General features: G+C 69.6%; 20 protein-coding genes. 8 read left to right on the top strand and 12 right to left on the bottom strand.

Annotated features, from left to right (window positions below; genetic code table 11):
• Nucleotides 1–11: 11 nt before the first annotated feature.
• Nucleotides 12–1,106: an L-rhamnose/proton symporter RhaT gene (gene rhaT, locus BR39_RS0119495; RefSeq protein WP_029915299.1), complete on the top strand. Its 1,095-nt coding sequence runs from the start codon at nt 12–14 to the stop codon at nt 1,104–1,106.
• Here the strand turns inward: rhaT and BR39_RS0119490 are convergent.
• Complete coding sequence (locus tag BR39_RS0119490; RefSeq protein ID WP_029915297.1) at nt 1,103–1,882, bottom strand: IclR family transcriptional regulator; 780 nt, start codon at nt 1,880–1,882, stop codon at nt 1,103–1,105. The two genes, rhaT and BR39_RS0119490, sit on opposite strands and share 4 nt — an antisense overlap.
• A gap of 178 nt (nt 1,883–2,060) precedes the next feature.
• Between BR39_RS0119490 and BR39_RS0119485 the strand changes: the two genes are divergently transcribed.
• Nucleotides 2,061–2,255 (top strand): hypothetical protein, encoded by a 195-nt coding sequence (locus BR39_RS0119485; protein WP_029915295.1) that lies wholly within the window; start codon nt 2,061–2,063, stop codon nt 2,253–2,255.
• Between the two features lie 180 nt (nt 2,256–2,435).
• Here BR39_RS0119485 and BR39_RS0119480 read toward each other — a convergent pair whose 3' ends face one another.
• Nucleotides 2,436–3,161, bottom strand: a complete 726-nt coding sequence (locus BR39_RS0119480; protein WP_029915293.1) for a glutathione S-transferase family protein — start codon at nt 3,159–3,161, stop codon at nt 2,436–2,438.
• Nucleotides 3,162–3,298: 137 nt separating this feature from the next.
• On the opposite strand from BR39_RS0119480, the gene BR39_RS0119475 reads away from it, so the two are divergent.
• Nucleotides 3,299–4,018 (top strand): YafY family protein, encoded by a 720-nt coding sequence (locus BR39_RS0119475; protein ID WP_029915292.1) that lies wholly within the window; start codon nt 3,299–3,301, stop codon nt 4,016–4,018.
• Here the strand turns inward: BR39_RS0119475 and BR39_RS0119470 are convergent.
• The 4 genes from BR39_RS0119470 to BR39_RS0119455 all read right to left on the bottom strand — a co-directional run bounded on the left by BR39_RS0119470 (nt 4,015) and on the right by BR39_RS0119455 (nt 7,789).
• Complete coding sequence (locus tag BR39_RS0119470; RefSeq protein WP_029915290.1) at nt 4,015–4,428, bottom strand: hypothetical protein; 414 nt, start codon at nt 4,426–4,428, stop codon at nt 4,015–4,017. The two genes, BR39_RS0119475 and BR39_RS0119470, sit on opposite strands and share 4 nt — an antisense overlap.
• A 51-nt stretch (nt 4,429–4,479) precedes the next feature.
• Nucleotides 4,480–5,460, bottom strand: coding sequence for an alpha/beta hydrolase (locus tag BR39_RS0119465; RefSeq protein WP_029915287.1), 981 nt, complete (start codon nt 5,458–5,460; stop codon nt 4,480–4,482).
• 232 nt (nt 5,461–5,692) lie between these two features.
• Nucleotides 5,693–6,499, bottom strand: a complete 807-nt coding sequence (locus tag BR39_RS0119460; protein WP_029915285.1) for an RNA methyltransferase — start codon at nt 6,497–6,499, stop codon at nt 5,693–5,695.
• An 18-nt stretch (nt 6,500–6,517) separates the two neighbouring features.
• Nucleotides 6,518–7,789 (bottom strand): MFS transporter, encoded by a 1,272-nt coding sequence (locus BR39_RS0119455; RefSeq protein WP_029915283.1) that lies wholly within the window; start codon nt 7,787–7,789, stop codon nt 6,518–6,520.
• A gap of 226 nt (nt 7,790–8,015) precedes the next feature.
• Between BR39_RS0119455 and BR39_RS0119450 the strand changes: the two genes are divergently transcribed.
• Entirely contained in the window at nt 8,016–9,071 is a 1,056-nt protein-coding gene (locus BR39_RS0119450) for a LacI family DNA-binding transcriptional regulator (protein ID WP_029915281.1), read from the top strand.
• A 6-nt stretch (nt 9,072–9,077) separates the two neighbouring features.
• On the opposite strand, the gene BR39_RS0119445 is transcribed toward BR39_RS0119450, so the two are convergent.
• The 3 genes from BR39_RS0119445 to BR39_RS0119435 all read right to left on the bottom strand — a co-directional run bounded on the left by BR39_RS0119445 (nt 9,078) and on the right by BR39_RS0119435 (nt 14,553).
• Nucleotides 9,078–10,373, bottom strand: coding sequence for an MFS transporter (locus BR39_RS0119445; RefSeq protein WP_029915273.1), 1,296 nt, complete (start codon nt 10,371–10,373; stop codon nt 9,078–9,080).
• A complete protein-coding gene (locus tag BR39_RS0119440; protein WP_029915271.1) occupies nt 10,366–11,448 on the bottom strand; it encodes a LacI family DNA-binding transcriptional regulator in 1,083 nt (360 codons plus the stop codon). Before BR39_RS0119440 ends, BR39_RS0119445 begins: the two co-directional genes overlap by 8 nt.
• Nucleotides 11,449–11,700: 252 nt before the next feature.
• The gene (locus BR39_RS0119435) at nt 11,701–14,553 is read right to left on the bottom strand and encodes a TonB-dependent siderophore receptor (protein ID WP_231499517.1); all 2,853 of its coding nucleotides are present in this window, start codon (nt 14,551–14,553) and stop codon (nt 11,701–11,703) included.
• Here BR39_RS0119435 and BR39_RS27115 point away from each other — a divergent pair.
• Nucleotides 14,534–14,671: a hypothetical protein gene (locus tag BR39_RS27115; RefSeq protein ID WP_231499516.1), complete on the top strand. Its 138-nt coding sequence runs from the start codon at nt 14,534–14,536 to the stop codon at nt 14,669–14,671. The genes BR39_RS0119435 and BR39_RS27115 overlap by 20 nt on opposite strands.
• A 153-nt stretch (nt 14,672–14,824) precedes the next feature.
• Here the strand turns inward: BR39_RS27115 and BR39_RS0119430 are convergent, their stop codons facing one another.
• Together BR39_RS0119430 and BR39_RS0119425 are read right to left on the bottom strand one after the other, a co-directional pair.
• Nucleotides 14,825–17,863, bottom strand: a complete 3,039-nt coding sequence (locus tag BR39_RS0119430; protein WP_029915267.1) for a glycosyl hydrolase family 28-related protein — start codon at nt 17,861–17,863, stop codon at nt 14,825–14,827.
• A 70-nt stretch (nt 17,864–17,933) separates the two neighbouring features.
• On the bottom strand, nt 17,934–20,939 hold the full coding sequence (locus BR39_RS0119425) for a glycosyl hydrolase family 28-related protein (RefSeq protein WP_029915265.1): 3,006 nt from the start codon (nt 20,937–20,939) through the stop codon (nt 17,934–17,936).
• A gap of 168 nt (nt 20,940–21,107) precedes the next feature.
• Between BR39_RS0119425 and BR39_RS0119420 the strand changes: the two genes are divergently transcribed.
• The gene (locus tag BR39_RS0119420; protein ID WP_029915263.1) at nt 21,108–21,686 is read left to right on the top strand and encodes a gluconokinase; all 579 of its coding nucleotides are present in this window, start codon (nt 21,108–21,110) and stop codon (nt 21,684–21,686) included.
• On the opposite strand, the gene BR39_RS0119415 is transcribed toward BR39_RS0119420, so the two are convergent.
• A complete protein-coding gene (locus BR39_RS0119415) occupies nt 21,683–22,360 on the bottom strand; it encodes a FadR/GntR family transcriptional regulator (RefSeq protein ID WP_029915262.1) in 678 nt (225 codons plus the stop codon). The two genes, BR39_RS0119420 and BR39_RS0119415, sit on opposite strands and share 4 nt — an antisense overlap.
• Before the next feature lie 278 nt (nt 22,361–22,638).
• Between BR39_RS0119415 and BR39_RS0119410 the strand changes: the two genes are divergently transcribed.
• Complete coding sequence (locus BR39_RS0119410) at nt 22,639–22,899, top strand: helix-turn-helix transcriptional regulator (protein WP_029915259.1); 261 nt, start codon at nt 22,639–22,641, stop codon at nt 22,897–22,899.
• A 139-nt stretch (nt 22,900–23,038) separates the two neighbouring features.
• Nucleotides 23,039–23,299: twin-arginine translocation signal domain-containing protein (locus tag BR39_RS0119405; RefSeq protein WP_029915258.1), on the top strand; the 261-nt coding region annotated here is incomplete at its 3' end.

Genomic DNA, 23,299 nt, shown 5'->3' with positions numbered 1-23,299 from the left:
GGGACGACGCCATGACACCCAACCCGCTGCTCGGCGTGCTGTTTCACTGGTTGGGCGGGCTGTCGTCCGCCAGCTTCTACGTCCCCTATCGCGGCGTGCGCCGCTGGTCGTGGGAGATCTTCTGGCTGACCGGCGGGATCTTCAGCTGGCTGCTGGCCCCCTGGCTGTTCGCCGCCCTCCAGACCCACGACCTGCTGGGCGTGATGGCCCAGGTCCCGCCGAAGATCGTCGGGCTGTGCGTGATGTTCGGCGTGCTGTGGGGCTTCGGCGGCCTGACCTACGGCCTGACCATGCGGTATCTCGGCCTGTCGCTGGGCATGGCCGTGGTGCTGGGCCTGTGCACGGTGTTCGGCACCCTGGTCCCACCGCTCGTCCGGGGCCAGTTCGGCGAGACCCTGATGGGTACGCTGTCGGGGCGGATCATCCTGCTGGGCCTGCTGGTCACCCTGGCCGGCATCGTCGTGGTCGCCTGGGCCGGGGCCAAGAAGGACGCCGCCCTGTCGCCCGAGCAGAAGAAGGCCGCCGTCGCCGAGTTCGACTTCCGCAAGGGCATCGCCGTGGCGGTGTTCTCGGGGATCATGTCGGCCTGCTTCGCCTTCGGCCTGTCGGCCGGCGAGCCGATCAAGGCCCTGACCGCGGCGGCCGGCACCGGCCCGCTGTGGACCGGCCTGCCCACCCTGTGCCTGGTGATGTTCGGCGGCCTGATCACCAACGGCGTCTGGTGCGCCTGGCTGATCTTCAAGAACCGCAGCGCCGGCCAGTGGCTGGGCGCGGTCAGCCCCGCCGAGGCGGCCGACAAGCCCGAGGTCGCCGCGCTGAAGCGCTCGCCGTTGGCGGCCAACTACCTGCTGTGCGCGGTGGCGGGCACGGCCTGGTACTTCCAGTTCTTCTTCTACACGATGGGCGAGAGCCAGATGGGCCGGTTCGGCTTCTCCAGCTGGACCCTGCACATGGCCTCGATCATCATCTTCGGCACGCTGTGGGGCTTCGCCTTCCGCGAATGGAAGGACGCCCGTCCAGGGGTCAAGGCCATGGTCTGGACCGGCGTGGCCCTGCTGGTCGGCGCCACGGTGATCATCGGCTACGGCAACCGCCTGGGCGGCTAGGGGGCCAGGCGCGACGGGTTGAACCCCAGGGCCATGCCGATCTCCAGGGCGGCCGCGACCACCTGGGGGACCAGCTCGGCCATCCGCGCCTCGTCCATGTACTGCGGGACGCTGGACAGGCTGATGGCGGCGACGATCGCGCCGCTGGCGTCGCGGATCGGGGCGGCGATGCAGCGGATGCTGTCGCCCCCGTCCTCCAGGTGCAGCGCGTGGCCGGTCTGTCGGGCGGCCTCCATGTCGCGCTGGAAGGCCGCCGCTTGCGGCGCGTCCGGCGCGTCGGCGAACAGGGCCGCCCAACGCTGCGGCGAGGCGTCGATCAGCAGGGCGCGGCCCAGGGCCGTGTCGCGGATGCGGTTGCGGTCGCCCACCCGGTGCCGAATCTCCAGCCGGCGCCGGCCGGGGACCTGGGCGACATAGAGCACGTCGTCGCCGGACGGCGTCCCCAGGTTGGCCGCGTCCTGGGTGTCGGCCGCCAGGGCCGCCAGCACCGGCCGCGCCACCTCGGCCACCCCCAGCCGCTCGCTGGCCTGGTGGCCCAGCTGGACCAGCCGGCCGCCCAGCCGATAGTCGCGCCCGACCGCCGACAGCAGGCCGCGATCGACCAGGGCCGAGGCCAGGCGATGGGTGGTGCTGCGGGTCAGGCCGACCCGCTCCTCGAAGGCCTTGAGGCTATGGGCGCCCTCGGCCACGGCTTCCAGGATGTCCAGGGCCCGATGCAGGGTCTGGCTGGCGCGATCCGCCGCGGCGGAGACTTGGGGGGCGGCTGAATCCGACAAGGGGGCGTCCTATCCCGATCACGCCCTTAGATAGCATCGCAACGCCGATTCCGGCGATGGCCAACCGCCGTTTCCGCCCGTCTCCGCGCCCCATTTTTCCAAGGGCGTCCGAACCGTGACCGGAGGAACTTCACCGGCCGCGCATCGGTTCACAAAGGGCGAGACATGGAGGAACCCGATGTCCAAAGCCCCGCCCATCCCGCCCGAGCAACGGGCCTTCAAGGGCCAGAAACCGCAGATCGAAGGCCAGAGCGGTCACGACGACCTGCAGTCGCCCGATCCCGGCAACGCCGACGTGAACCTTCAGGAGCAGGGCCGCCACGGCAACCTGCGCCAGAACACCAGCCATTCCGGCAACGTGCAGGACCGCTGAGGGGCGCCCTCTCCCAGAGGGAGAGGGAGGGACCCAAGCGCAGCTTGGGAGGGTGAGGGGTTACACCCTCACCGCTTTCTCTCAGTCGCTTTGCCGGCACGCCGTCGAACGTCGTACCCCCTCACCCTCCCACGCCTTCGGCGCGGGCCCCGCCCTCTCCCCATGGGAGAGGGAGCCTTCTCACGCCGCCGCCCGCACTTCCGGCGCGAAGTCGGGGTAGTAGCCCGCCATCATCCGCTCGGCGAAGGCCACCAGGTTGGGCAGGGCCTCGGCCCGGCGGCGCAGCGGCGAGTCGAAGAACGGCGTCAGGATCTGGGCCAGGATGGCGAAGACGATGGCGTCGACGCTGGTGGGCCGGTGGCCCATCATGAACGACTTGTTGCCCAGCATCTCCGACAGGGCGTTCAGCGACCAGGCGCCCAGCTCCACGATCTCGTCGGGCGAATGGCGGCCCATGCCGACGGACTTCAGGGTGGTCTGCACCGTGTCCAGCAGCCCGTCGATGGCGTCGGCCCGCGCCTCGCCGGGCATGCCGTCGAACCAGCGCGCCGGACCCTTGGCGAAATTGTCGTCGTCGAAGAACCGGAAATAGCAGCTGGCCCAGCCCAGGTGGTTCTCGACCATCCGCTCGATCGCCCAGGCCTGGCCGCGCTGGGCCTTGGTCAGGCCCGCGTCCAGGTCGACGCCGTAGCTGCGCTCGATATAGGCGCGGATGAAGGTGGAGTCGGCGACCTTGATCCCGTCGTCGTCGATCCACGGCAGCTGGCCCTTGGGCGAGGTCTCGGGATGGGCCGGGACCTTCTCGTACCAGAGGCCCGCCATCTTCAGGTGGATCTCGGTCTTGGTGACATAGGGGCTGCCCTCGGGCAGGCCGTAGGCGGGTCCGGCGCAGTAGAGCGTGATCATGGTGGTCTCTCCCTGTTGAGCGAGCCGCTTGGGCGGGCTTCCGAGCCGCCTCTGGAAGCCGCCGTATTGCGACAATCGGACGCTACCGCCATCCTGCTGCCAGCATGCTGTCAGCATCGGTCGAGCACAGTGAAGCCATGAGACGCGCCGAACGCCTTTTCCAGATCATCCAGATCCTCCGCCGCAGCCGCCAGCCGGTGACGGCCGACGCCATGGCGTCCGAGCTGGAGACCTCCAAACGCAGCGTTTATCGCGATATCGCCGCCCTGATCGGCCAGAGGGCGCCCATCCGCGGCGAGGCGGGCGTCGGCTACGTGCTGGAGGCCGGATACGACATGCCGCCCCTGATGCTGACACCCGACGAGATCGAGGCCGCCGTGCTGGGGGCCCAGTGGGTCGCCGGACGCGGCGATCCCGTCCTGGCCACGGCCGCCAACGACCTGATCGCCAAGATCGCCGCCGCCGTCCCCGAACAGTTGCGCCCTTACGTCCTGCAGCCGGCCACCGAGGCCTCGCGCGCCTGGAAGGCCCTGCCCGACGGGATCGACATCGCCCAGACCCGGGCCTGGATCCACGCCGGCCGCAAGATCCGCCTGGACTATCGCGACGAGAAGGGCGCGGTCAGCCAGCGCGTCGTCTGGCCGGTGACGGTGGGCTATCTGGAGACCGTCCGCCTGCTGATCGCCTGGTGCGAGCTGCGCAACGACTTCCGCAACTTCCGCACCGACCGGGTCGAGCACGCCGAGTTCCTGGACGAACGCCACGGCCAGCGGCCCGGCGTGCTGCGGGCGAAATGGCAGCGGGCGCTGGAGGAGGAGCGCAAGCGCTGGCGCGAGGCCAACGGCGGAAGCTGCTAGTCCTTGGGCTGGAAGGCGGCCAGGATCTGGTCGCCCTTGCCGTCGCAGTTCCAGTCGGCCGAAACGACGCCGGTCCTGGGATTGTACAGCGCCCCGGCGTCGACCAGGCCGTCGCCGTCGCGATCCGCGTAGAGATGGCGCTGGGTCAGGGCGCGATAGTCGCCCTTGCGGCTGTAGACCTTGGTCCGCCCCAGCGTCCAGACCATGGCCAGGGACTTCATCTCGACCCTCTCGCCGCCGAAGCCGCCCCACAGCTTCAGGCGGGTCTCGGCGAGACTGACACCCAGGCGGTCGGAGTCGGCGTGTTGGGTGTAGGACGGGAAGGTCGGCTTGGGCAGGTGGGCCCGAAGGTCGTCGACCGCCGTGGTCGAGCCCGTCGAGACGGCCAGCAGCGCGACAAGCATCATCATGGACAAAGCCCCCTATCCACGGTCCCGGCGAACACCATGGGCACGGAAAGCCTAGATTCCGTGACGCTTGGCGAAGGCCACGAACAGGTCCGGCCAGGCCGCCACCGTCTTGCCGGCGATCGAGCGCAGGCCAAAGCCGTGGCCGCCTTCCTCGAAGACGTGCATCTCGGCCGGGATCGCCTTGGCGCGCAGGGCGGTGAACATCATGATCGTGTTGGCCACCGGCACGGTCTTGTCGTCGGCGGCGTGGACCAGGATCACCGGCGGCTCGCGGCCGGTCACGGTCTGGTCGGGCGAATAGGCCGTGATCTGCTCCGGGCTGGGCGAGGCGCCCAGCAGCTGCTTGCGCGAACCGGCGTGGACCGGGCCGTCGGCCATCGAGACCACCGGATACATCAGGCAGGACAGGTCCGGACGGGCCGACAGGTCGTCGACGGCGTCGGCGCGATCATAGACCTTGGCCTCGAAGCGCACGGTCAGGCTGGCGGCCAGGTGCCCGCCGGCCGAGAAGCCCATGATCGCCACGCGGGCGGGGTCGAAGCCCAGGGCCTTGGCCTTCGAGCGGGCCAGGCGCAGGCCGCGCTGGGCGTCCTGCAGCGGCGCGTCAGGACCCGCGCCCCAGCCGTCGCCGGGCAGGCGGTACAGCAGGACGAAGCAGGTGTAGCCGTGATCGGCCAGCCAGCGGGCGGTCTCGAAGCCCTCCTTGTCGGTGACCACGCGCTCGTAGCCGCCGCCGGGCATCAGCACCACCGCCGCGCCGTTCGGCTTGGCCGGGCGGAACACGGTCAGGGTCGGCTTGCGGGTGTGGGTGACGGCGCGGTCGCGCAGGCCGCCGGCGACGGTGCGGTCGATCAGCGTCTCGACGGCGGTGACGCCGGCCGAGCCGGGCGGATCGCCGGGCCAAAGGGGCAGGACTTCGGTGGGGTCCATCGGGGCCTTCGCGGGCTTGGTCTGGGCCGCGGCGGCGCTGGCCAGCAACGATGTCAGCAGGCCGCCCGTCAAGGTGGCCAGGGTTCCCCGGCGATTGAACAATGCGACCTCCCTAAGCGACGCGGGAGGACCCTAGGGCGGGGTTGCGATCCGGGCAAGTCACCGGTGTCATTCCCCCAAACCGTCATCCTCGGACTTGTTCCGAGGATCCCTCGTTCAACCGCGAAGAAGGTCGATCCATGGAGCGGTGAGGCCGCGGATCAATCAAGAGCGGCAAACAGGCGGACAGAGGGGTCCTCGGAACAAGTCCGAGGATGACGGGCGTTTGAGAGCCCTACGAACGCACGAACTTCAGGTGGTGCAACACGATCCCGCTGGTGGTGGCCACGTTCAGGGAGTCGAAGCCGTTCGCCATCGGGATGCCGACGGTCCGCACACGGTCCATCACCGACCGCGACAGGCCCGGCCCTTCCGCCCCCAGCAGCACCGCCGCCCGCGCCGGTGGCTCCAGCCGCGCCAGGGTCTCGCCGGCGGCCGGGCTGAGGGCCAGGCCCTGGAAACCGTGGCGCTCCAGCAGGCCGACCACGTCCTCGCCCGGCGCCAGCCAGGCGGTGGGGACGCTGAGCGTGGCCCCGATCGAGACCCGGATGGCCTTGCGGTAGAACGGGTCGCAGCAGTCGCCGTCCAGGATCACCCCGTCGACGCCGAAGGCGGCGGCGTTGCGGAAGATGCCGCCCAGATTGTCGTGATTGGCGATGCCCATCAGCACCAGCACCACCGCGCGCGGCCCGGCTCGCGCCAACAGCGTCTCGGCCGACAGCGGCGCGGGCTTCTCGCCCACCGCCAGCACGCCGCGATGCAGGTGGAAGCCGGCGATGGCGTCCAGCACGGCCTGGCCGGCGGCGAAGACGGGAACGCCCTCGGGCAGTCCGGCGAACACCTCGGCCAGCTTGTCGGCGCGCTTGCCGTCGATCAGCAGCGACCGCACCCGCCGGGGCGCGTCGCGGACGAAGGCGCGCAGGACCGTCTCGCCCTCGGCGATGAACAGCCCCTGGCGGCCGACCAGGTCGCGCTCCTTGATGTCGCGATAGGTCGCCACGCGCGGGTCGTCGGGATCGTCGATCGGGATCAGGTCGGCCATGGGGCCCTCGGAAACGGCTTAACGCACGCCCCGTATCGGAAGGATGGCCAGACCGCCAGCCGCCGCGAGGCCGGCCGCCACCAGATAGAGGGCGTGATAGTTCACGTGGGCCGGGCCCAGCACCCACATGGCCAGGATCGGGGCCATGGCCTGGGGCAAGGTGTTGGCCAGGTTGATCACCCCCAGGTCCTTGCCGGCGTCCTTCTGCGAGGGCAGCACCTGGCTGACCAGGGCGATGTCGACGGCGTAGTAGCAGCCCACCGCGCAGCCGAAGATCACGAAGCCCGCCACCACCACCGGCCAGCCGGGCACCATCGAGAACACCACCATCGCCCCCGACAGGACCAGGGCCGCGCCCGCCGCGAACAGCTTGCGGCGCTTGAGGCGGTCGGACAGCATCCCGCCCAGCATGCCGCAGGCGACGTTGGCGCAGGTGGCCACGGTGGTCAGCAGGGCCATGCCCTGCTCGGCGCGGCGTCCCGGGAACAGGTCGGGATAGTGCAGCGCGTCCTGCAGGTAGAACAGCATGTAGCACTGGGTCAGGGTGATCGCGACCAGCACCATGAACCGGCTGACCCAGGCCAGGGCGAAGTCGGGATAGGCCCGCGGATTGATCCAGAACCCGGCCAGGAACTCGCGCCAGTCGAACGGCGGCCGCTCGCCGCGCGGCAGCGGCGGGTCGTTCAGGGCCAGGGCGAACGGGGCGATGGCGATCAGCAGCACCACGCCGATGGCGAAATAGCGCGAGGCCTCGCCGACCAGCAAGCCGCCCACCAGGATGGCTCCGGCCATGGCGCCGATCGGATGGCCCAGACTGAGGAAGGCGGCCACCCTGCCCTTCTGGGCGTCGGGCACCCGATCGGGCAGCACCGCCAGCAGGGCCGAGAACAGCAGGTTGAAGGCCAGCTGGAAGCAGACGACCCCCGCCATCAGGTGGGCCGCGTTCCGCGCCATCATGATCAGGAAGTACGAAGCGACCGTGCCCAGGGCGCCGACCACCATCCACGGACGACGGCGGCCGAAGCGCGAGGTCGTGCGGTCGCTGATCGCGCCGGCCAGCAGGTTGGCGAAGCTGGCGGTGATCGAGCCCAGGATGGCGACCTGGCTCAGCACCACGGCCTTGTTGGCCGAATCGATGACCTCGGCCTTCAGCGGAAGCAGCACCTGGAAAAGGGGCATGAAACTGACATAGGCCCCGATCTGGGCCAGGGTGAAGGCGGCGATGAAGCTCGGCTTCACGGGTGTTGTCGGTCTTGCCCTGTCGATCCCGATCGCCTCCGCCGCTGTCATCACGCCTCCCCGCACACACGCGGTCTTCGCCGCGATTGGCTCGGACACTGGCCTTCCGCGCGGGGGGACACAAGCGGCCAGACGCGACAAAGCTCGCACTACGACGTTTGACAGCGCAATTTTTTCAGTCGCGAGCGTCGCCTTATGGCGCGCAGTTGCTCTAGGCTGCCGGAATGGAGATGAGTCCAAGCAAACTGGACCCACGAAGCGGGAGTTGGGCGAGCTGATGGCGTCGGTGACGATCTATGACGTTGCGGCGCGCGCCGACGTGTCGATCAAGACCGTCTCCCGCGTGATGAACAACGAGCCCAACGTGCGTCCGCAGATGCGCGAGCGCGTCCTGGAGGCGGCCGCCGCCCTGGGCTACGCGCCCAACCTGTCGGCCCGCAGCCTGGCCGGCTCGCGCTCGTTCGTGATCGCCGTCTTCGTCGACGCCTCCCTGACCCTGGACCACTGGCGCAGCGAGCGCGGGTCCGACTACCTGCAGCGCATCCAGCTGGGCGCCACGGTCGAGACCCGGCAGGCCGGCTATCACCTGCTGGTCGAGCTGATCGACCACGACGGCCCCCGGGTGCGCCAGGAGGTCGGCGCCCTGCTGGCCGCCCTCAAGCCCGACGGGGTGATCCTGACCCCGCCGTCGTGCGACAACGAGGTGGTGCTGGAGCTGCTCGACAAGGCCGGCACGCCCTATGTCCGCCTCGGCCCGGAAAAGCCCGAGGGCCTGGGCCCGCGCGTGCACATGGACGACGTCGCCGCCGCCCGTGAGATGACCGAGCACCTGGCCGACCAGGGCCACACGCGCATCGGCTTCATCATGGGCGACCCGCGCTACGGCGCCGCCCCGGCCCGCCGCGAGGGCTATGTCGCCGCCATGAAGGCGCGCGGCCTGAAGGTGGACAAGGCCTGGATCCGCGACGGCGACTTCACCTTCGAGTCCGGCCACAAGGCGGCGAGCGCCCTGCTGGCCCTGCCCGACCGGCCGACGGCGATCTTCGCCTCCAACGACGACATGGCCCTGGGCGCCCTGGCGGCCGCGGCCGAGGCCGATCTGTCCGTCCCCGGCGACGTCTCCGTCGCGGGCTTCGATGACAGCCCTGTCTCGCGCCTCAGCCGTCCGCAGCTGACCACGATCCGCCAGCCGCTGGTCGAGATGTCGACCCTGGCGACCAAGATGCTGATCAGCGGGGTCGCCCGCAATTCCGGGACCGAGCAGCGGCCGCGCGACGAACTGCTGCCCTTCACCCTGATCCACCGCGCCTCGACGGCGGCGCCGAAGGCCTAGGCGCGCTCAGCCGGCGGCGGCCCGCGCCTTCTCCAGCCGGGCCATGGCGTAGAAGATCAGCAGGCTGGTCACCACCAGCACGCCGGCCAGGGCCAGCATCGGCGCCAGGTTGCTGCCCGTCGCGTCGCGCACCATCGGCACCAGGTTCTGGGCGATGAAGCCGCCCAGATTGCCGATCGCATTGATCGCCGCGATGCCGGCCGCCGCGCGCGGTCCGCTGAGGAAGCTGGGCGGCAGGCTCCAGAACACCGGCTGGGCCGAGAAGATGGCCGGGGCGGCGATGCACAGCATGGCGAACTTCAGGGCCGCGCCCGGCAGGACCACGCTCAGGGTCAGGGCGACCGCGGCCACCAGGCAGGGTCCGGCGATGTGCCAGGCGCTGGCGCCGTGGCGCGCGGCGTGGCGCGGCACGAACCACAGCGCCGCCCCGACCAGGATCCACGGGATGACGTTGATGAAGCCGTTGACGGTGTTGGAGACGCCGAACGACTTGACGATCGTCGGCAGCCAGTAGCTGAGGCCGTAGGCGCCCAGCGGCATGCCGATATAGAGGCCGGCCAGCAGCAGGACGCGCGGGTCGAAGATCGCCTTCCAGGCCCCGCGATGGTCGTCGACCACCCCGCCCTTCTCCGCGTCCAGGACGCCGGCCAGCCAGGTCTTCTCGGCCTGCGGCAGCCAGCGGGCCTGGTTCGGGCCGTCCGGCAGGCGCCACAGGACATAGGGGGCCAGCAGCACGGCCGGGACGCCGGTGACCAGGAACACCCATTGCCAGCCGGCCAGGCCCAGCGTGCCGTCCAGGTCCAGCAGCAGCCCGCCCACCGCCGCCCCGACGGCGTTGGCCAGGGCGCTGGCGATCATGAACAGGCCCACCATCCGGGCGCGATGCGCCTGCGGGTACCACAGGGTCAGGACGTAGAGCACGCCGGGGAAGAACCCTGCCTCGGTCACCCCCAGCAGGAACCGCAGGACGTAGAACATCGCCGCGTTCTGGGTGAAGCCCAGGGCCAGGGTGACCAGGCCCCAGGTGAACATGATCCGCGCGAACCAGACCCGCGCGCCCACCCGGGCCAGGATCAGGTTCGACGGCGCCTCGAACAGGAAGTAGCCGATGAAGAACAGCGACGCGCCCAGGCCGTAGGCGGCCTCGCTGAGCCCCAGGGCCTGGACCATGTCGAGCTTGGCGTAGGACACGTTCTGCCGGTCGATATAGGCGATCAGGTACATCAGGCAGAACAGCGGCATCAGCCGCCGCGTCACCCGCCCGACCGTCGCGCGTTCCATGTCGGGGGACGGATCAGGCATGCGGGGACCTCTCTTGAACTGTCGTGTCCGCGGCCGGGACGGGGCGTCCGGGCGGGGCGGCGGATTGGCGCTGGATCAGGGCGTGGTCCAGCACGTAGTCGGCGGGAGCCTTCGCGGCGGGCTCGGTCGAGCGCAGGGCGCGCAGCAGCCGGTCCAGCGCCACGGCCGCCATCTGGCGCACCGGCTGGCGGACGGTGGTGAGCGGCGGCCACAGCGTGGTGGCCACGGTCGTGTCGTCGTACCCGACCACGGTCAGGTCGGCCGGCACGTCGAGATGGCGGCGGTGGGCCACCGAGACGGCGGCGGCGGCCATGTCGTCGTTGCTGGCGAAGATCGCGGTGGGCGGCGTGTCGGACTCCAGCAACTGCTCGGCGGCGCACAGGCCCGAAGCATAGGTGAAGGCGCCCGGGGCCAGGATCAGTTCGGCCCCCTTCACCTGAGCGACCGCCGCCCGCGCGCCTTCCAGGCGCTCGGCGCTGGAGGTCTGGTCGGGGTTGCCGGTGATGAAGCCGATGCGGCGATGACCGAGGTCCAGAAGGTGCTTGGTCAAGGCCTGGCTGGCCTGGCGGTCGTCGATGCGGACGTTGATCGCGTCGGCCGGGGGACGTCCCGCGGCGACCACCGCGACGGGCAGGTTGGCGGAACGGAGGACCTCGCGCACGATGACGCACTCGCCCAGCGGCGGGGCCAGGACCACGCCCTGGACGCCCGAGCCCAGCAGCCTCTGCAGCTCGTGCGGCGCCGGCGGCTGGCCGTTCTCGCCCCGCAGCAGGATCAGCCGCGCGCCGGCGTTGGTGGCCTCCTCGAACACGCCGATCAGGAAGTCGCTCATGAAGGCGGCGCTGGGATTGGAATAGATCACCCCGATCCGCAGCTCGCCGGCCATGACCAGGTTGCGGGCGGCCAGGTTGGGCTCGTAGCTCAGTTCTCGGATCGCGGCCTGGACGGCCAGGCGTGTCGGCTCGCGGACCCGGGCGTCGCCGTTGATCACCCGCGACACCGTCATGCGCGAGACGCCGGCCAGCTGGGCGACGTCGACGAGGGTGGCGCCCCGGGCGCGCTCCAGCCTGCTCAAGGGACAACCTTCTGAAGGTCCGCCGACGCCACGGCGACGAGGTGTTGGTCCGATCGTCGAGGTCGCAACCCCGACGCCGGGCCATAGGGGCGTGACGCGCCCGATAAGGCAAGCACGAGACGGCCCAGCTTCGGACGAGCGCTTCCAGCGGGCTTCCCGGCCGTCAAAAAAGTGCGCCCGGATCGACGCGGCAGGAGAGCCGTTTCGATCCGGGCGGCGCCGCCCAGGGGGAGGTGGTGGAAGCGGCTCAAGTTAGAATTCGTAGCGAAGACCGACGTGGTAGAACCGGCCCAGCAGGTCGTAGAGCGCCGGGTTGGCGTCGAGACCGGTATTGGTCTGCGGCGAGGGCGTCGGATCCTTGTTGAACAGGTTGGCGACCTTGAAATAGGCCTTCAGACCATCCCTGACCTCGTACGAACCGCTGAGGTCGACATAGGTCGCGCCCTTCATCCGGTTGTAGTCGATGGTCGGATAGTTGTTGTTGTCCGCCGCGCTTCTGCCGGTCGGGCAGCTGCCGGGGGCGCACTCGATGTACTGGCCGCCGATGACACCGTCGCTGAACCAGCGCTCCTGCAGGCTGAGCATGAACCGGTCGGAGGTCCAGGTCTGCACGGCCAGCACCTTCCAGTCCGGCGTGTTGCCCGAATTCTGGCCCGCGCTGTCGATGACGGAGCCGCCGGGGAAGCCCTGATTGGTGACGTACTTGTGCACGTTCGTCGCCAGGGCGCGCAGATCGAAGTGGCCCGGCACGCCAGGCATATCGAAGCGGTAGCTAGCCTCCATGTCGAAGCCGCTCGTCTTGATCGAGGCCAGGTTGAACACCTGGGCGGTCACGAACGGGGAAGGCTGGTTGAGGTTGAAGTTGCCGCAGTACTGCGTCAGGCCCGCATAGCAGAAGTTGACGACCTGCTGGGCGCTGAGGCTGGAGATGCCGCCGTTCAGCACGATGTTGTACCAGTCGACGGAGGCGCTGAAGCCAGGGAACCACTTCGGGTTGGAAAGGACCACGCCAAGCGAGACGTTCTTGGCGATTTCCGGCTTCAGGTCCGGGTTGCCGATCACGTTCTGCAAGAGCGTCAGCGCGCCGGGTCCCGCCGGTTGACCCGCGGGGGGCGTGCCGGTGGAGGGAATGGTGAAGTTGGGCTGCGTCGTCGTGACCGGCGCGGCGAACAGCTCCGACAGGTTGGGCGCCCGCACGTCGCGCGAGGTGACCGCCCGCAGGCGGATCCCCTCCAGCGGCGTGTCCCAGGTGCCGCCGACCTTCCAGGTATAGACGGTGCCAGAGGTGCTGTAGTCGGTCCAGCGGCCGGCCATGTTGAGGTTGGCCTTGCCGGCGGCTTCGGAGTCCACCAGCGGCACGTTCACTTCCGCATAGGCTTCCTTGACGCTGTATTTGCCGGCGCCCGAGTGATAGTTGCCCGCGAACCAGTTGTTGCCCTGGGTGTTCAGGATCGGGTCGGCCGGATAGTCGACGGTGTAGGGCGAGGCCGCCGAACCGTCGCCGTAGGGGTCGCCGTGAACGTGGTACTGCTCGCGGCGATATTCGGCGCCGACGGCCAGCGAGATCGGGCCGGCCCAGCCCTGGATCGGCTCGCCGGTGACGTTGATGCTGGCCACGTCCTGCTTCTGGACCGAGTGCTGGTACGGGCCGTTCTTTGGGGTGATGTAGGCCAGGGCCGCGTCGCTGGGCGTCTGGCCGCCGAACACGTTGATCGGCTGGCACCCGTTGGCCCGCGCGGTCGCGTCGGCGCAGACGATCTGGCCGTTCAGCAGGACCGCCTGGACGGCCTGCCGGTAGCGCGGGGTCAGCAGGATGTCGCGGACATGGATGTTCGTCGTGTTCTGGCCGTGCGTGTAGTAGGCGTCGTACGACCAGTCCTTGTCGAAGGCGTTGAACTTGCCGTCGGCGCCGATCACCGCGCGGACCTGGGTCCGGGTCGGATGGACCGAGATGTTCCGCGGCAGCAGCGCGTTGCTGGTGCCGAAGGTGAACTGGGTGATGCCGTTGTTGGCGCAGGCCGTGACGACCGAAGCCGGCAGGTACGGGTTGGAGCACTGCAGCGTCAGGCCGGTCGTGGCCGCGCCCGGATTGGGCTGGTTGGCGCTCTCGACGCGGGCGACGTTCAGGGTGCCGTAGATCTCGTTGTTGTCGTCGATGTCGTAGGCGACGCGGGTATAGCCGTTCAGGCGCTTGATCTCGGACTGCAGCGACGTGCCGACGCCGACGTTGCCCGACAGATCGCCGCCGACGCAGAAGCCGCCGTTCGAGTAGCAGTTGGTCACGTTGCCGGCGGCGTTCTTAACCGGCACGCCGTTCGAGCCGTACTGGAACTGGAACGGATTGCCGGCCTTGTCGAAGGCGGTGCCCTGCAGCGGCCCGGCGCTGATCAGGCCGTACTTGGTGTACTGATAGGCCTGGGCGTGCTCGCGATAGAGGTACTGCGGCGAGCCGTCGTTGGTGACGCCGCGGTTGACCAGGGTGGCGGTCGTGTACCAGTCGCGGTCGCCGGGCGCGTCCTCGCCGAACCCGCCGGCCGGAACGCCTTCCTCGTCATCATATTCGCCGCTGAGCTGCACGTGCAGCTTGCCGCCCATGAAGGACTTGCCGACCGCGACCTGGGCCAGGAACTGCTCGTTGTCGCCGTAGGTGGTGACGCCGGCCGCGAAGTTCGACTTGAAGCCCTCGAAGCGCTTGTCGGTGATGAAGTTGACCACGCCGCCGACCGCGTCCGAGCCGTACGAGGCCGAGGCGCCGCCGTTCACGACGTCGACGCGCTGGACCAGCAGTTGCGGGAACAGGCTGATGTCGGGGACGCCCGTGACGTTGGCCGGGACCACGCGCTGGCCGTCCAGCAGGGTCAGGGTCCGGATGGTGCCGAGGCCCCGCAGCGAGAACGAGGAGAGGCCCTGCTGGCCGCTCGAGGTGCTGAAGGTGCCCGTCGTCGCGCCGGTCGACCCCTGCAAGGAGGGCAGCTGGGCGATGGTGGTGAAGACGTTCGGCTCGGCGTTGCGTTGCAGATCCGCCTCGCCCAGGGCCTGGGTCGGCGTGGGGGCGGTGAAGTTGGTGGATTTGATCCGGCTGCCGGTGACGATGATCGTCTCCACGGTCGAGGATTCCTGCGCGGCGGCAGGCGCCGGCGCGGACGGCGCCGTCTGGGCGCTCGCGGCCCCCGCCATCGCCATCAACGCCACCGCGCTCGTCGCGAACAGAGCGCTCAAATAGGACGGTCCCCCGCCGGCGCGACCAACACCACTCATCCTGCTGCCTCCCTCATTTTCGTTGAGTCCATCGACCGATGGCCTTGAGGGAATTTGTCAGGCTAGCCGCGGGCAAACCATTAGACCATGGTCGTAGTCCCGGGCCGCGAGGGCGGCTTCAGCGCCCTCGCACCGCGTAAAGCGCGTGATGGGTCAGGACGAACAGGGTGCGCTTGTCCGCGCCGCCGAAGACCAGCTGCAGCGGCCGTTCGGGCACGTCGATGCGGCCCAGCTCCCGTCCGTCGGGGGCGTAGACGAAGACCTGGCCGTTGGCGACATAGACCCGCCCTTCGGGATCGGTCGCAACGCTCTCGCCGCCCCGATCGGCGAAGACCTTCAGGTCCGTCACCTCGCCCTGGGGCCCGACCAGGCCGCTGTAGGTCTTGTTCTCGGAACTGTTGGCGACGAACACCCGCTGGCCCGGCTTGGCCGTGGTGAAGCCGTAGGTGTCCAGCGAGTCCGAGAAGCGCAGGCCCCGGTAGTCGGGCGGCCCCTGCTGGAAGACGCGGTAGGCCGGCAAGGCCAGGCTGCCGTCGGGCGAGACGTATTCCTTGGCCTTGGGCAGCGCCATGTCGCGGGCGAACAGCTGGGCCAGGGTCGTGAACTGGTAGGTCTCCGGATCCAGCTGGTCCTTGAACTCGGCGTTGTTCCACCAGTTGACCGGCAGCACGGTCGCCGCCCCGGCATGGTCGGCGGTCGGGGTCGGCGCGATCACCGTGACCTCGGTGTCGGGGCTGCCCGGCTTGAAGCTGTAGACCGTGCCGTCGCGGCCGTCGGACGACAGGACCAGCAGGTTCCCCGAGCCGTCGACGGCCAGGTTGATCGGGTCCAGCGTGTTGTCGCGCACGATCGACAGCTTGCGCGCGTCCGACCAGCTGTAGATGCGCTGGTGGCGGCGGTCGGTGAAGTAGAGCGTCCCGGCCGCGTCCACGGCGCCGCCGCCCAGCGAGAAGAAGCCGTCGCCCAGCTTCTCGATCCGGGCCCCGGCGGGGAAGATCGAGGGCGTGACCGGCGACGGGTGGGCGGTCAGGTCCAGCACCGCGAACTGCCGCTCGCGCGCCTCCAGCCCGCTGGTGACGTCCTGGATGGCGTTCTCGTAGGGGTACTTGGTCAGGCGCAGGAAGGTCGCGCAGCCGTTCTCGTCGCAGGTGCTGAAGCCGCTCTCGCCGTTCACCGCCACGTTGCGGAAACGGATGTCCTGCGAGTTGTAGACCTTGACCGCCGCCGCCGCCGGCCGCCGCGTCCGGGTGACGCGATAGCCGTGGTAGTTGGCCACCAGGATGTCGCGGGAGTCGCGGATCTCCAGCGAGACGGTATCCTCGCCCTCCCCTGCCTCCTCCTCGGTCTGCGGCGCCAGGAGCTCCCAGTTGGCCACGCGGTTGAGACTGATCTCGGTGCGCACGTGGTGCTCGACCGAGGCCTGGTAGATGTAGCCGGGGGTCTGGGTGTCGGACACGTAGATGCCCGAATAGGCGTAGGTGCTGGGGCTCCAGATGTTGGCGAAGGTCCCGCCGCCGCCGTTGGTCACCCACAGGCTGGGATACTGGCCCGCCCAGCGCTTGGCCGGATCGGCGTCGGCCGTGGCGTTGGCGTTGTACGGATTGAACCGTTCGCCGTCGTACAGATTGGTGCCGTGGCCGCCCTGGAACTTGACGTCGTCGACCAGCGAGTTGGCGCCCGCCGTCCACAGCAGGGCCGTGGCGCGCGGATTGATCCCGCCGGTGTTGAGCCCCAGGCCGAAGACGATGTTGTCGCCCTTGTCCGCCGAGGCGACCAGGGCCTTGGGCGCGCCGGCGCCCTGGTAACCTTCGGTGCGGTCGGGCAGCACGATCTGGGTGAGGCTGGGGTGCAGGCCGATCAGCACGGTGTCGGGCCGCAGCTTCAGGGTGTCGGCGACGCGGTAGAAGCCGGTCGGGAAATAGACCACGCGATGGGCGTCGATCGCCTTCTGGACAGCGGCGGTGTCGTCCGTGGCGTTGTCGCCCTTGGCCCCCAGCGTGCGCACGTTCACCCAGTCGGCGACAGCCGGCAGGGCCCGGATCGCCGGGGTGCGCCGCGCCGGCAGGCCGGGAAGCGCCTCGGCCTTCATCTCGGTCTTGTAGGCGCCGACCTGGCCCAAACCCGGCAGGGTCAGGCCGTGGGTGAACGACGAAACGCGATAGGCCTTGCCCTTGCCGGCCTCGGTCTTGCCGCTGTCGCGGAAGCGGGCGAACACCGGGGTGTTGGAGGCCACGGCGTTGTCGAAGCCCACCTGGGTGTAGACGTTGTTCTCGTTGGAGATCACGACGCCGGCCTTGGAGACGTTCTCGAAGCGGACGTCCTTGCCCCACAGCCAGTCGCCGTAGCCGCGGTCGATCTCGATGCCGACCGGTGTGTCGCGCAGGGTCACATTGACCAGGGTCAGGCCGGCCTCGTGCTCGCGGATGGCCGCGTCGCGCTGGCCCTCGAAGGTGGAGTCCAGCAGCACGAAGCCCCAGGCGGGCGAGGTCTTCTCGGCGAGGATGCCGTAGCGCCCGCCCTTGAAATGCAGGTCCTCGGCCTCGTTGCCCACCTGGTACAGCCCCGCCAGGCCCGAGCCGATGTCGAACTCCATGTGGCTGACGAAGGCGTGCTGGGCGGCGTGGAAGCGGATCGCGGTCGCGGCAGGATTGCCGTCGCCGATCTTGAAGTCGATGTTGGCCATCGCGCTGTAGAAGGTGCCCGAATTGGCGTCGGCGATGGCCTTGTCGAACGGCACGCTGCCCGGGACCGGGAACGGCACGCGGCGGGCCGGGTCGCGCTTGGCCCCGGCGAAGATCACCATGTTGGCCACGCCCTTCTGGAAGCCCGCCGTCCTGTCGCCCAGTTCGATCACCGGGCGCGTGGCGCCGACGCCGAACACCCGCACGCCCGGCCACAGGAACAGCGTCTTGCTGATCCGGTAGCGGCCGGACGGCAGGAACACCACGCCGCCGCCGGGCTTGGCCGCGGCGGCGTCGATCGCGGCCTGCAGGGCGGCGGTGTCGTCGGCGCGGCCGTCGCCCTTGGCCTTGACCGTCACGGCGGCGGGATCGTCGGGCGCGGTCGCGAAGACCGAGACCGAAGCCCAGGCCGATCCGGCCGGGACCACGACGGACGCGATCGAAGCCGCGCCCAGCGCGACGAGCCAAGTCTTCATGGCGAAACTCCCCTACCCGCGACGAACCGCCGGATGTCGGCCCGTCGCGCGAACAAACGCAAGCCCCCGGTCAGGGCGTGACCGCATAGAGCGAATGATGGGTCAGGACGAAGAGGGTCTTCTTGTCCGGCCCGCCGAAGATCAGCTGCAGCGGCCGCTCGGGCACGTCGATGCGGCCGGCCGGCTTGCCGTCGGGCCCGTACTGGAAGATCTGGCCGTTGGCGACGAACACCCGGCCCTGGCCGTCGACCGCGACGCTCTCGCCGCCGCGATCGGCGAAGGCCTTCAGGTCGGTCAGCGTCCCGCCGGGGCCGATCTGGCCGCTGTAGGTCTTGTTCTCCGAGCCGTTGGTGACGAACACCCGCTCGCCGACCGCGCCGCCGATCAGGCCGTTGGCCTGCAGGCTGTCGGCCCAGCGCCAGCCCACATGGTCGGGCGGCCCCTGCTGCCACACCCGGAAGGCGGGCAGCGACAGGCTGCCGTCGGGCGAGACGTATTCCTGGGTCTTGGGCGTGCCGACGTCGCGGGCGAACATCTGCGCCAGGGTCGTGAACTGGTCGGTGGCCGGGTCGTACTGGTCCCGGAACTCGCCGTTGTTCCACCAGTTGACCGGCAGCAGGGTCTTGCCGCCCGCACGCGGAGACGCGGGCGTCGGGGCGATCATCGTCATCTGGTCCTTGGGACCGTCGGGATCGATCGAATAGACGCTGGCCTGCGGACCGTAGGACGACACCACCAGCAGCTTGCCCGAGCCGTCGACCGCCAGGTTGGTCGGGTCCAGCGAATTGTCGCGCACCACCTCCAGACCCTTGGCCGCCGTCCAGCGATAGATCCGCTGGAAGCGCTTCTCGACGAAGTACAGCGCCCCGTCCGCGCCCACCGTCGCGCCGGAGATCGACCAGAAGCCGGTTTCCAGCTTGCGGACCTTAGGGTCGGCGGCCGTGGCGACGGGCGACGGATCGCCGGTGACGTCCAGCACCGCGAACTCGCGTTCGCGCACCTCCTGCTTGCGGCTCTTGTCCTGGATGGCGTTCTCGAACGGATACTTGCTGGCCCGCAGATAGGTGCCGCAGCCGATCTGGTCGCAGAGGGCCACGCCGCTCTCGGCGTTGATGTGGACGTTGCGGAAGCGGATGTCGGTCGAGTTGAACAGCTTCACCGCCGTCTCGGCCGGATGGTACGACCGCGTCACCCGATAGCCGTGATAGTTGGCGAACAGGATGTTGCGCGAGTTGCGCACCTCCAGCGAGACGGCGTCCGGGCCGTCGCCGACCTCCTGCTCGGTCTGGGGCGCCAGGAATTCCCAGTTCTCGACATTGTCGAGCACGAACTCGTTGCGCACGTGGTGCTCGACCGAGACCTCGTAGATGTGGCCCGGCGTCTTGGTGTCGCTGATGTAGAAGCCCGCCGAGGCGAAGGTGTTGGGGCTCCAGACGTTGGCGAAGGTGCCGCCGCCGCCGTCGGTCACCCAGATGCTCGGGTACTGGCCGTCCCAGCGGCCGTCGGCGACGGGATCGCCGCTGCGGGCCTGCAGCGCGCCCAGCGGCTTGCCGTCCATGGTGGGCGTGCCGCCGCCGCCCATGATCTTGACGTCGGTGACCTGCGAGGTCGCGCCCGACCGCCACAGCAGGGCCGAGGCGCGCGGATTGACCCGGCCGGTGAAGATCCCGAGCCCGAACAGGATGTTGTCGCCGCCCTTGGGCGTCTCCAGCACGGGCGTCACCGGCCCGACGCCGGCGTGGCGCGGGTTGTCGTCGGGGATCACCAGCTGGGTCATGGCCGGGTGCAGGCCGATCAGCACGGTGTCGGGCCGCAGCTTCAGGGTGTCGGTGACCTTGTAGAAGCCGATCGGCAGATAGAGCACGCGGTGCGTGTCGATCGCCTTCTGCAGGGCGGCGGTGTCGTCGGTTTGGCTGTCGCCCTTGACGCCCAGGGTCCTGACGTTGGTCCAGTCGGCGACCGGCGGCAGGGCGCGCAGGGCCGGCGCGGACGCGGCCGGCAAGGCCTTCAGCGGCGTCACGTCGGCGACGGTCTTGTACTCGCCCGTCTGGCCCAGGCCCGACAGGGTCAGGCCGTAGGTGAACGCGCCCACCCGATAGGCCCGGCCCTTGCCGGCCACGGTCTTGCCGCTGTCGCGGAAGCGGGCGAACACCGGGGTGTTCGAGGCCACGGCGTTGTCGAAGCCGACCTGGGTGAAGACGCTGTCCTCGGCCGAGATCACGACCCCGGCCTTGGAGACGTTCTCGAACCGGACGTTCTTGCCCCACAGGCTGTCGCTGTAGCCGCGGTCGATGTCGATGCCGACCGGCGTGTTGCGGATCGCCACATTGACCAGGGTCAGGTCGACCTCGTGCTCGCGGATCGCCGCGTCGCGCTGGTCGTCGAAACTGGAGTCCACCAATGTGAACTGCCAGGCCGGCGAGGTCTTCTCGGTGACGATGCCGTAGCGCCCGCCCTGGAAGTGGACGTCCTCCATGATGTTGCCGGCCTGGTAGACGCCGGCGAAGGCCGAGCCCAGGCGGAAGTTCATGTGGCTGAGGAAGGCGTGCTGGGCCATGCGGAAGCGCACGCCCGCCGCGGCCGGATTGCCCTCGCCGATCTCGATGTCGATGTTGGCCATCGACGAATAGAAGGTCCCCGAATTGGCGTCGCGCACCTTGTCGGTCGGCGGGACCACGGTCGACACCGGTACGGGGATGTCGCCGACCTGGTACTGGTCGCCGCCCGTGAACACGATCATCGTGCCCACGCCCTTCTGGAACCCCGGCGTGTTGGGGGCCAGCAAGAAGACCGGCCGGGTCGCCCCCACCCCGAAGACGCGCACGCCCGGGGGCACCAGGATCGTGCGGCTCAGGCGGTAGCGGCCCGAGGGCAGGAAGACCAGGCCGTGGCCGGTGGGATCGCGCGCGGCGTCGATGGCCTTCTGGACGGCCTCGGTGTCGTCGGCGCGGCCGTCGCCCACGCCCTTGACGGTGATCGCGCGGGGATCGTCGGGCGCGGTGAGCAAGACAGAAGCGGCCTGGGCCAGGGCGGGAGTCGAAACCCCCAGGAACGCCGCCAGAAGGACCGCTCGCATGCCACTCTCCTCACCCTAATCCCTTATCGATAAGGAATCGCCGCCGCCGGGCCATCCTCGACCATGGTCGTAGTTACGCCTCGTCGGCGGCCCGGTAGAAACCGGTTTCCTATTGTGCGGCCGGCTTGTCGTTCGAGCGACGGGCCGGCCAGCTTTCAAGGAAGCCGCTTGCCGCCGCCATCCCGCCTCGCCCCGTCCGCCGGCCTCGCCATCATCGTCATGGGCGTGAGCGGCAGCGGGAAATCGACGCTCGGCGCCCTGCTGGCCGACAAGCTGGACAGCCCGTTCCTGGAAGGCGACGATTTCCACGACGCCCGCGCCGTCGCCAAGATGAGCGCCGGCCGGCCCCTCGACGACGACGACCGTTGGCCTTGGCTGGATCGCTTGGGCCGCGCCGTCGGCGAGACGGTCGCCGCCCGGGGCCAGGTCGTGGCGGCCTGTTCGGCGTTGAGACGCAGCTATCGCGAGCGCCTGCGCGACGCTATCGGCGCCCCGACGCGCTTCGTGCTGCTGGACGCCAGCTACGACGAACTCCTGCGGCGGCTCACCCGTCGCGCCGGCCACTACATGCCCGCCAGCCTGCTGGACAGCCAGCTCGCCACGCTCGAGCGCCCCGGCGCCGACGAGGCGGTCTTCACGCTCGACGCCGCCGCCCCGCCCGAACAGCTGTGCGACCTCGCCCAGACCTGGCTGGACGGCGCCCGCCACGACGTCCCGCGCTGGGCCGGCGACTCGGCGCGCGCCTAGGGCATCAGGCGCTTTCGTCCGCGCGACAGGTGCCAGCGCATGGCCAGGGCCGCGCCGTCGCCGTCCTGCGCGCGGATCGCCTCGACGATGAGTTCGTGCTCCCGCATCATCTCGGCGATCGCCTCGGGCGGCCGCGACCGCGAGATGTCGACGCCGGCGCGCATGATCCGGTCGACGTCGGGCTGCAGGGCCTCGAACGCCAGCAGGAAGGCGGGGTTGGCGGTGGCCTGCACGATGCGACGGTGCAGCTCCATGTCCTCGGCGTGGGCCGGGGCGTTCGACAGCAGCGCCTTGCGCAGATCCGACAGCGCCCCCTCGATGCTGGTCATCTCCTCGTCCGACCGCCGCGCCGCCGCCAGCCGCGCCGCCTCGGCCTCGAGCACGAAACGCACTTCATAGCTGCCCAGGGTCGAGGGCAGTTCGGACAGCGGCATGTAGGCGCCCAGCTTGTCCGACGGGCGATTCTTCACGAACGACCCGGCCCCGCGACGCGGCTCGGTGATGCTGTCGGCGGCCAGCCGGACCAGCGCCTCGCGCACGATCGTGCGCGACATGCCGAAGATTTCCGCCAGGCGCGCCTCGGACGGCAAGCGATCCCCGACCTCCATCCCGTCGGCGTTGATCATCTCGACGATGCCCGTATAGGCCCTGTCGGCCAAACGGCCCTCGCTCATCCACCCATCTCCACATTCGGCAAGCGCCGCCGTCGCGGGGGCGAGCTTGTTCCAACTCGCCACGCCCCGTCAAATCTGTATGACAGGTTTCGACATTACGCCTGTCAAAAACAAATGTTCACGTTCACATTTCGCAAATCGCTTGAACTTGTCCAACAGATAGCGTTACCATCCTGGAACACGACCCGCGTTCACCGACTCTGATCGGCGAACGGAAAACAAACGGGCGTCGCACCGCTGATGATGGCTGCGCTGGGATGAAACAGAGGGGTTCAAGCATGAGCACGACGGCAGTCCGCGTTATCGACCGCGATCTGGAAGCGGCGTTCGAGGAACTCACGCCGACCCAGCTGAAGGTGCTGGAAGGCGTCAATTCAGGCCTGCTGAACAAGCAGATCGCCTTCGACCTCGGCATCGCCGAGGCCACGGTCAAGGCCCACATGACCGCGCTGATGCGCAAGCTCAACGTCCACAACCGCACCCAGGCGGCGATCGCCGCCCAGGCCCTGGTGCACGGTCTGCGGTCCGTCGCCCGATAGACTCCGCGGCGCGGGCGGTCCCGGTTCGTCCGACGCCGGCCGCACAATCGCGAACAATCCCCAGCGCCACGAGGCCGCCCCTTGCCCGGCATCGGGAGGCGTAGTCTTTCCGGTATCCCGCAACCGAAGGATTCCGGCCATGACCTCAGCGCACCCCCAGGACAACGACCCGAGCCGCCGCGGCTTCCTCGGCGCGACCGCGCTGGCCGCCGCCTTCGCCGGACTGGCCTCCGGGGCGCGCGCCGCGACGCCGGTCCCCACCGCCTTCGACGCCGTCGAGCAGATCGACGCGGGCGTGCTGAACATCGGCTATGTCGAGATGGGCCCCAAGGACGGCCCGGCGGTGCTGCTGCTGCACGGCTGGCCCTACGACATCCACGCCTTCGTCGAGGTCGCCCCG

The organism is Caulobacter sp. UNC358MFTsu5.1, from assembly GCF_000712075.1.
GTDB lineage: Bacteria > Pseudomonadota > Alphaproteobacteria > Caulobacterales > Caulobacteraceae > Caulobacter.
This window is presented reverse-complemented; position numbering and strand designations above follow the sequence as displayed.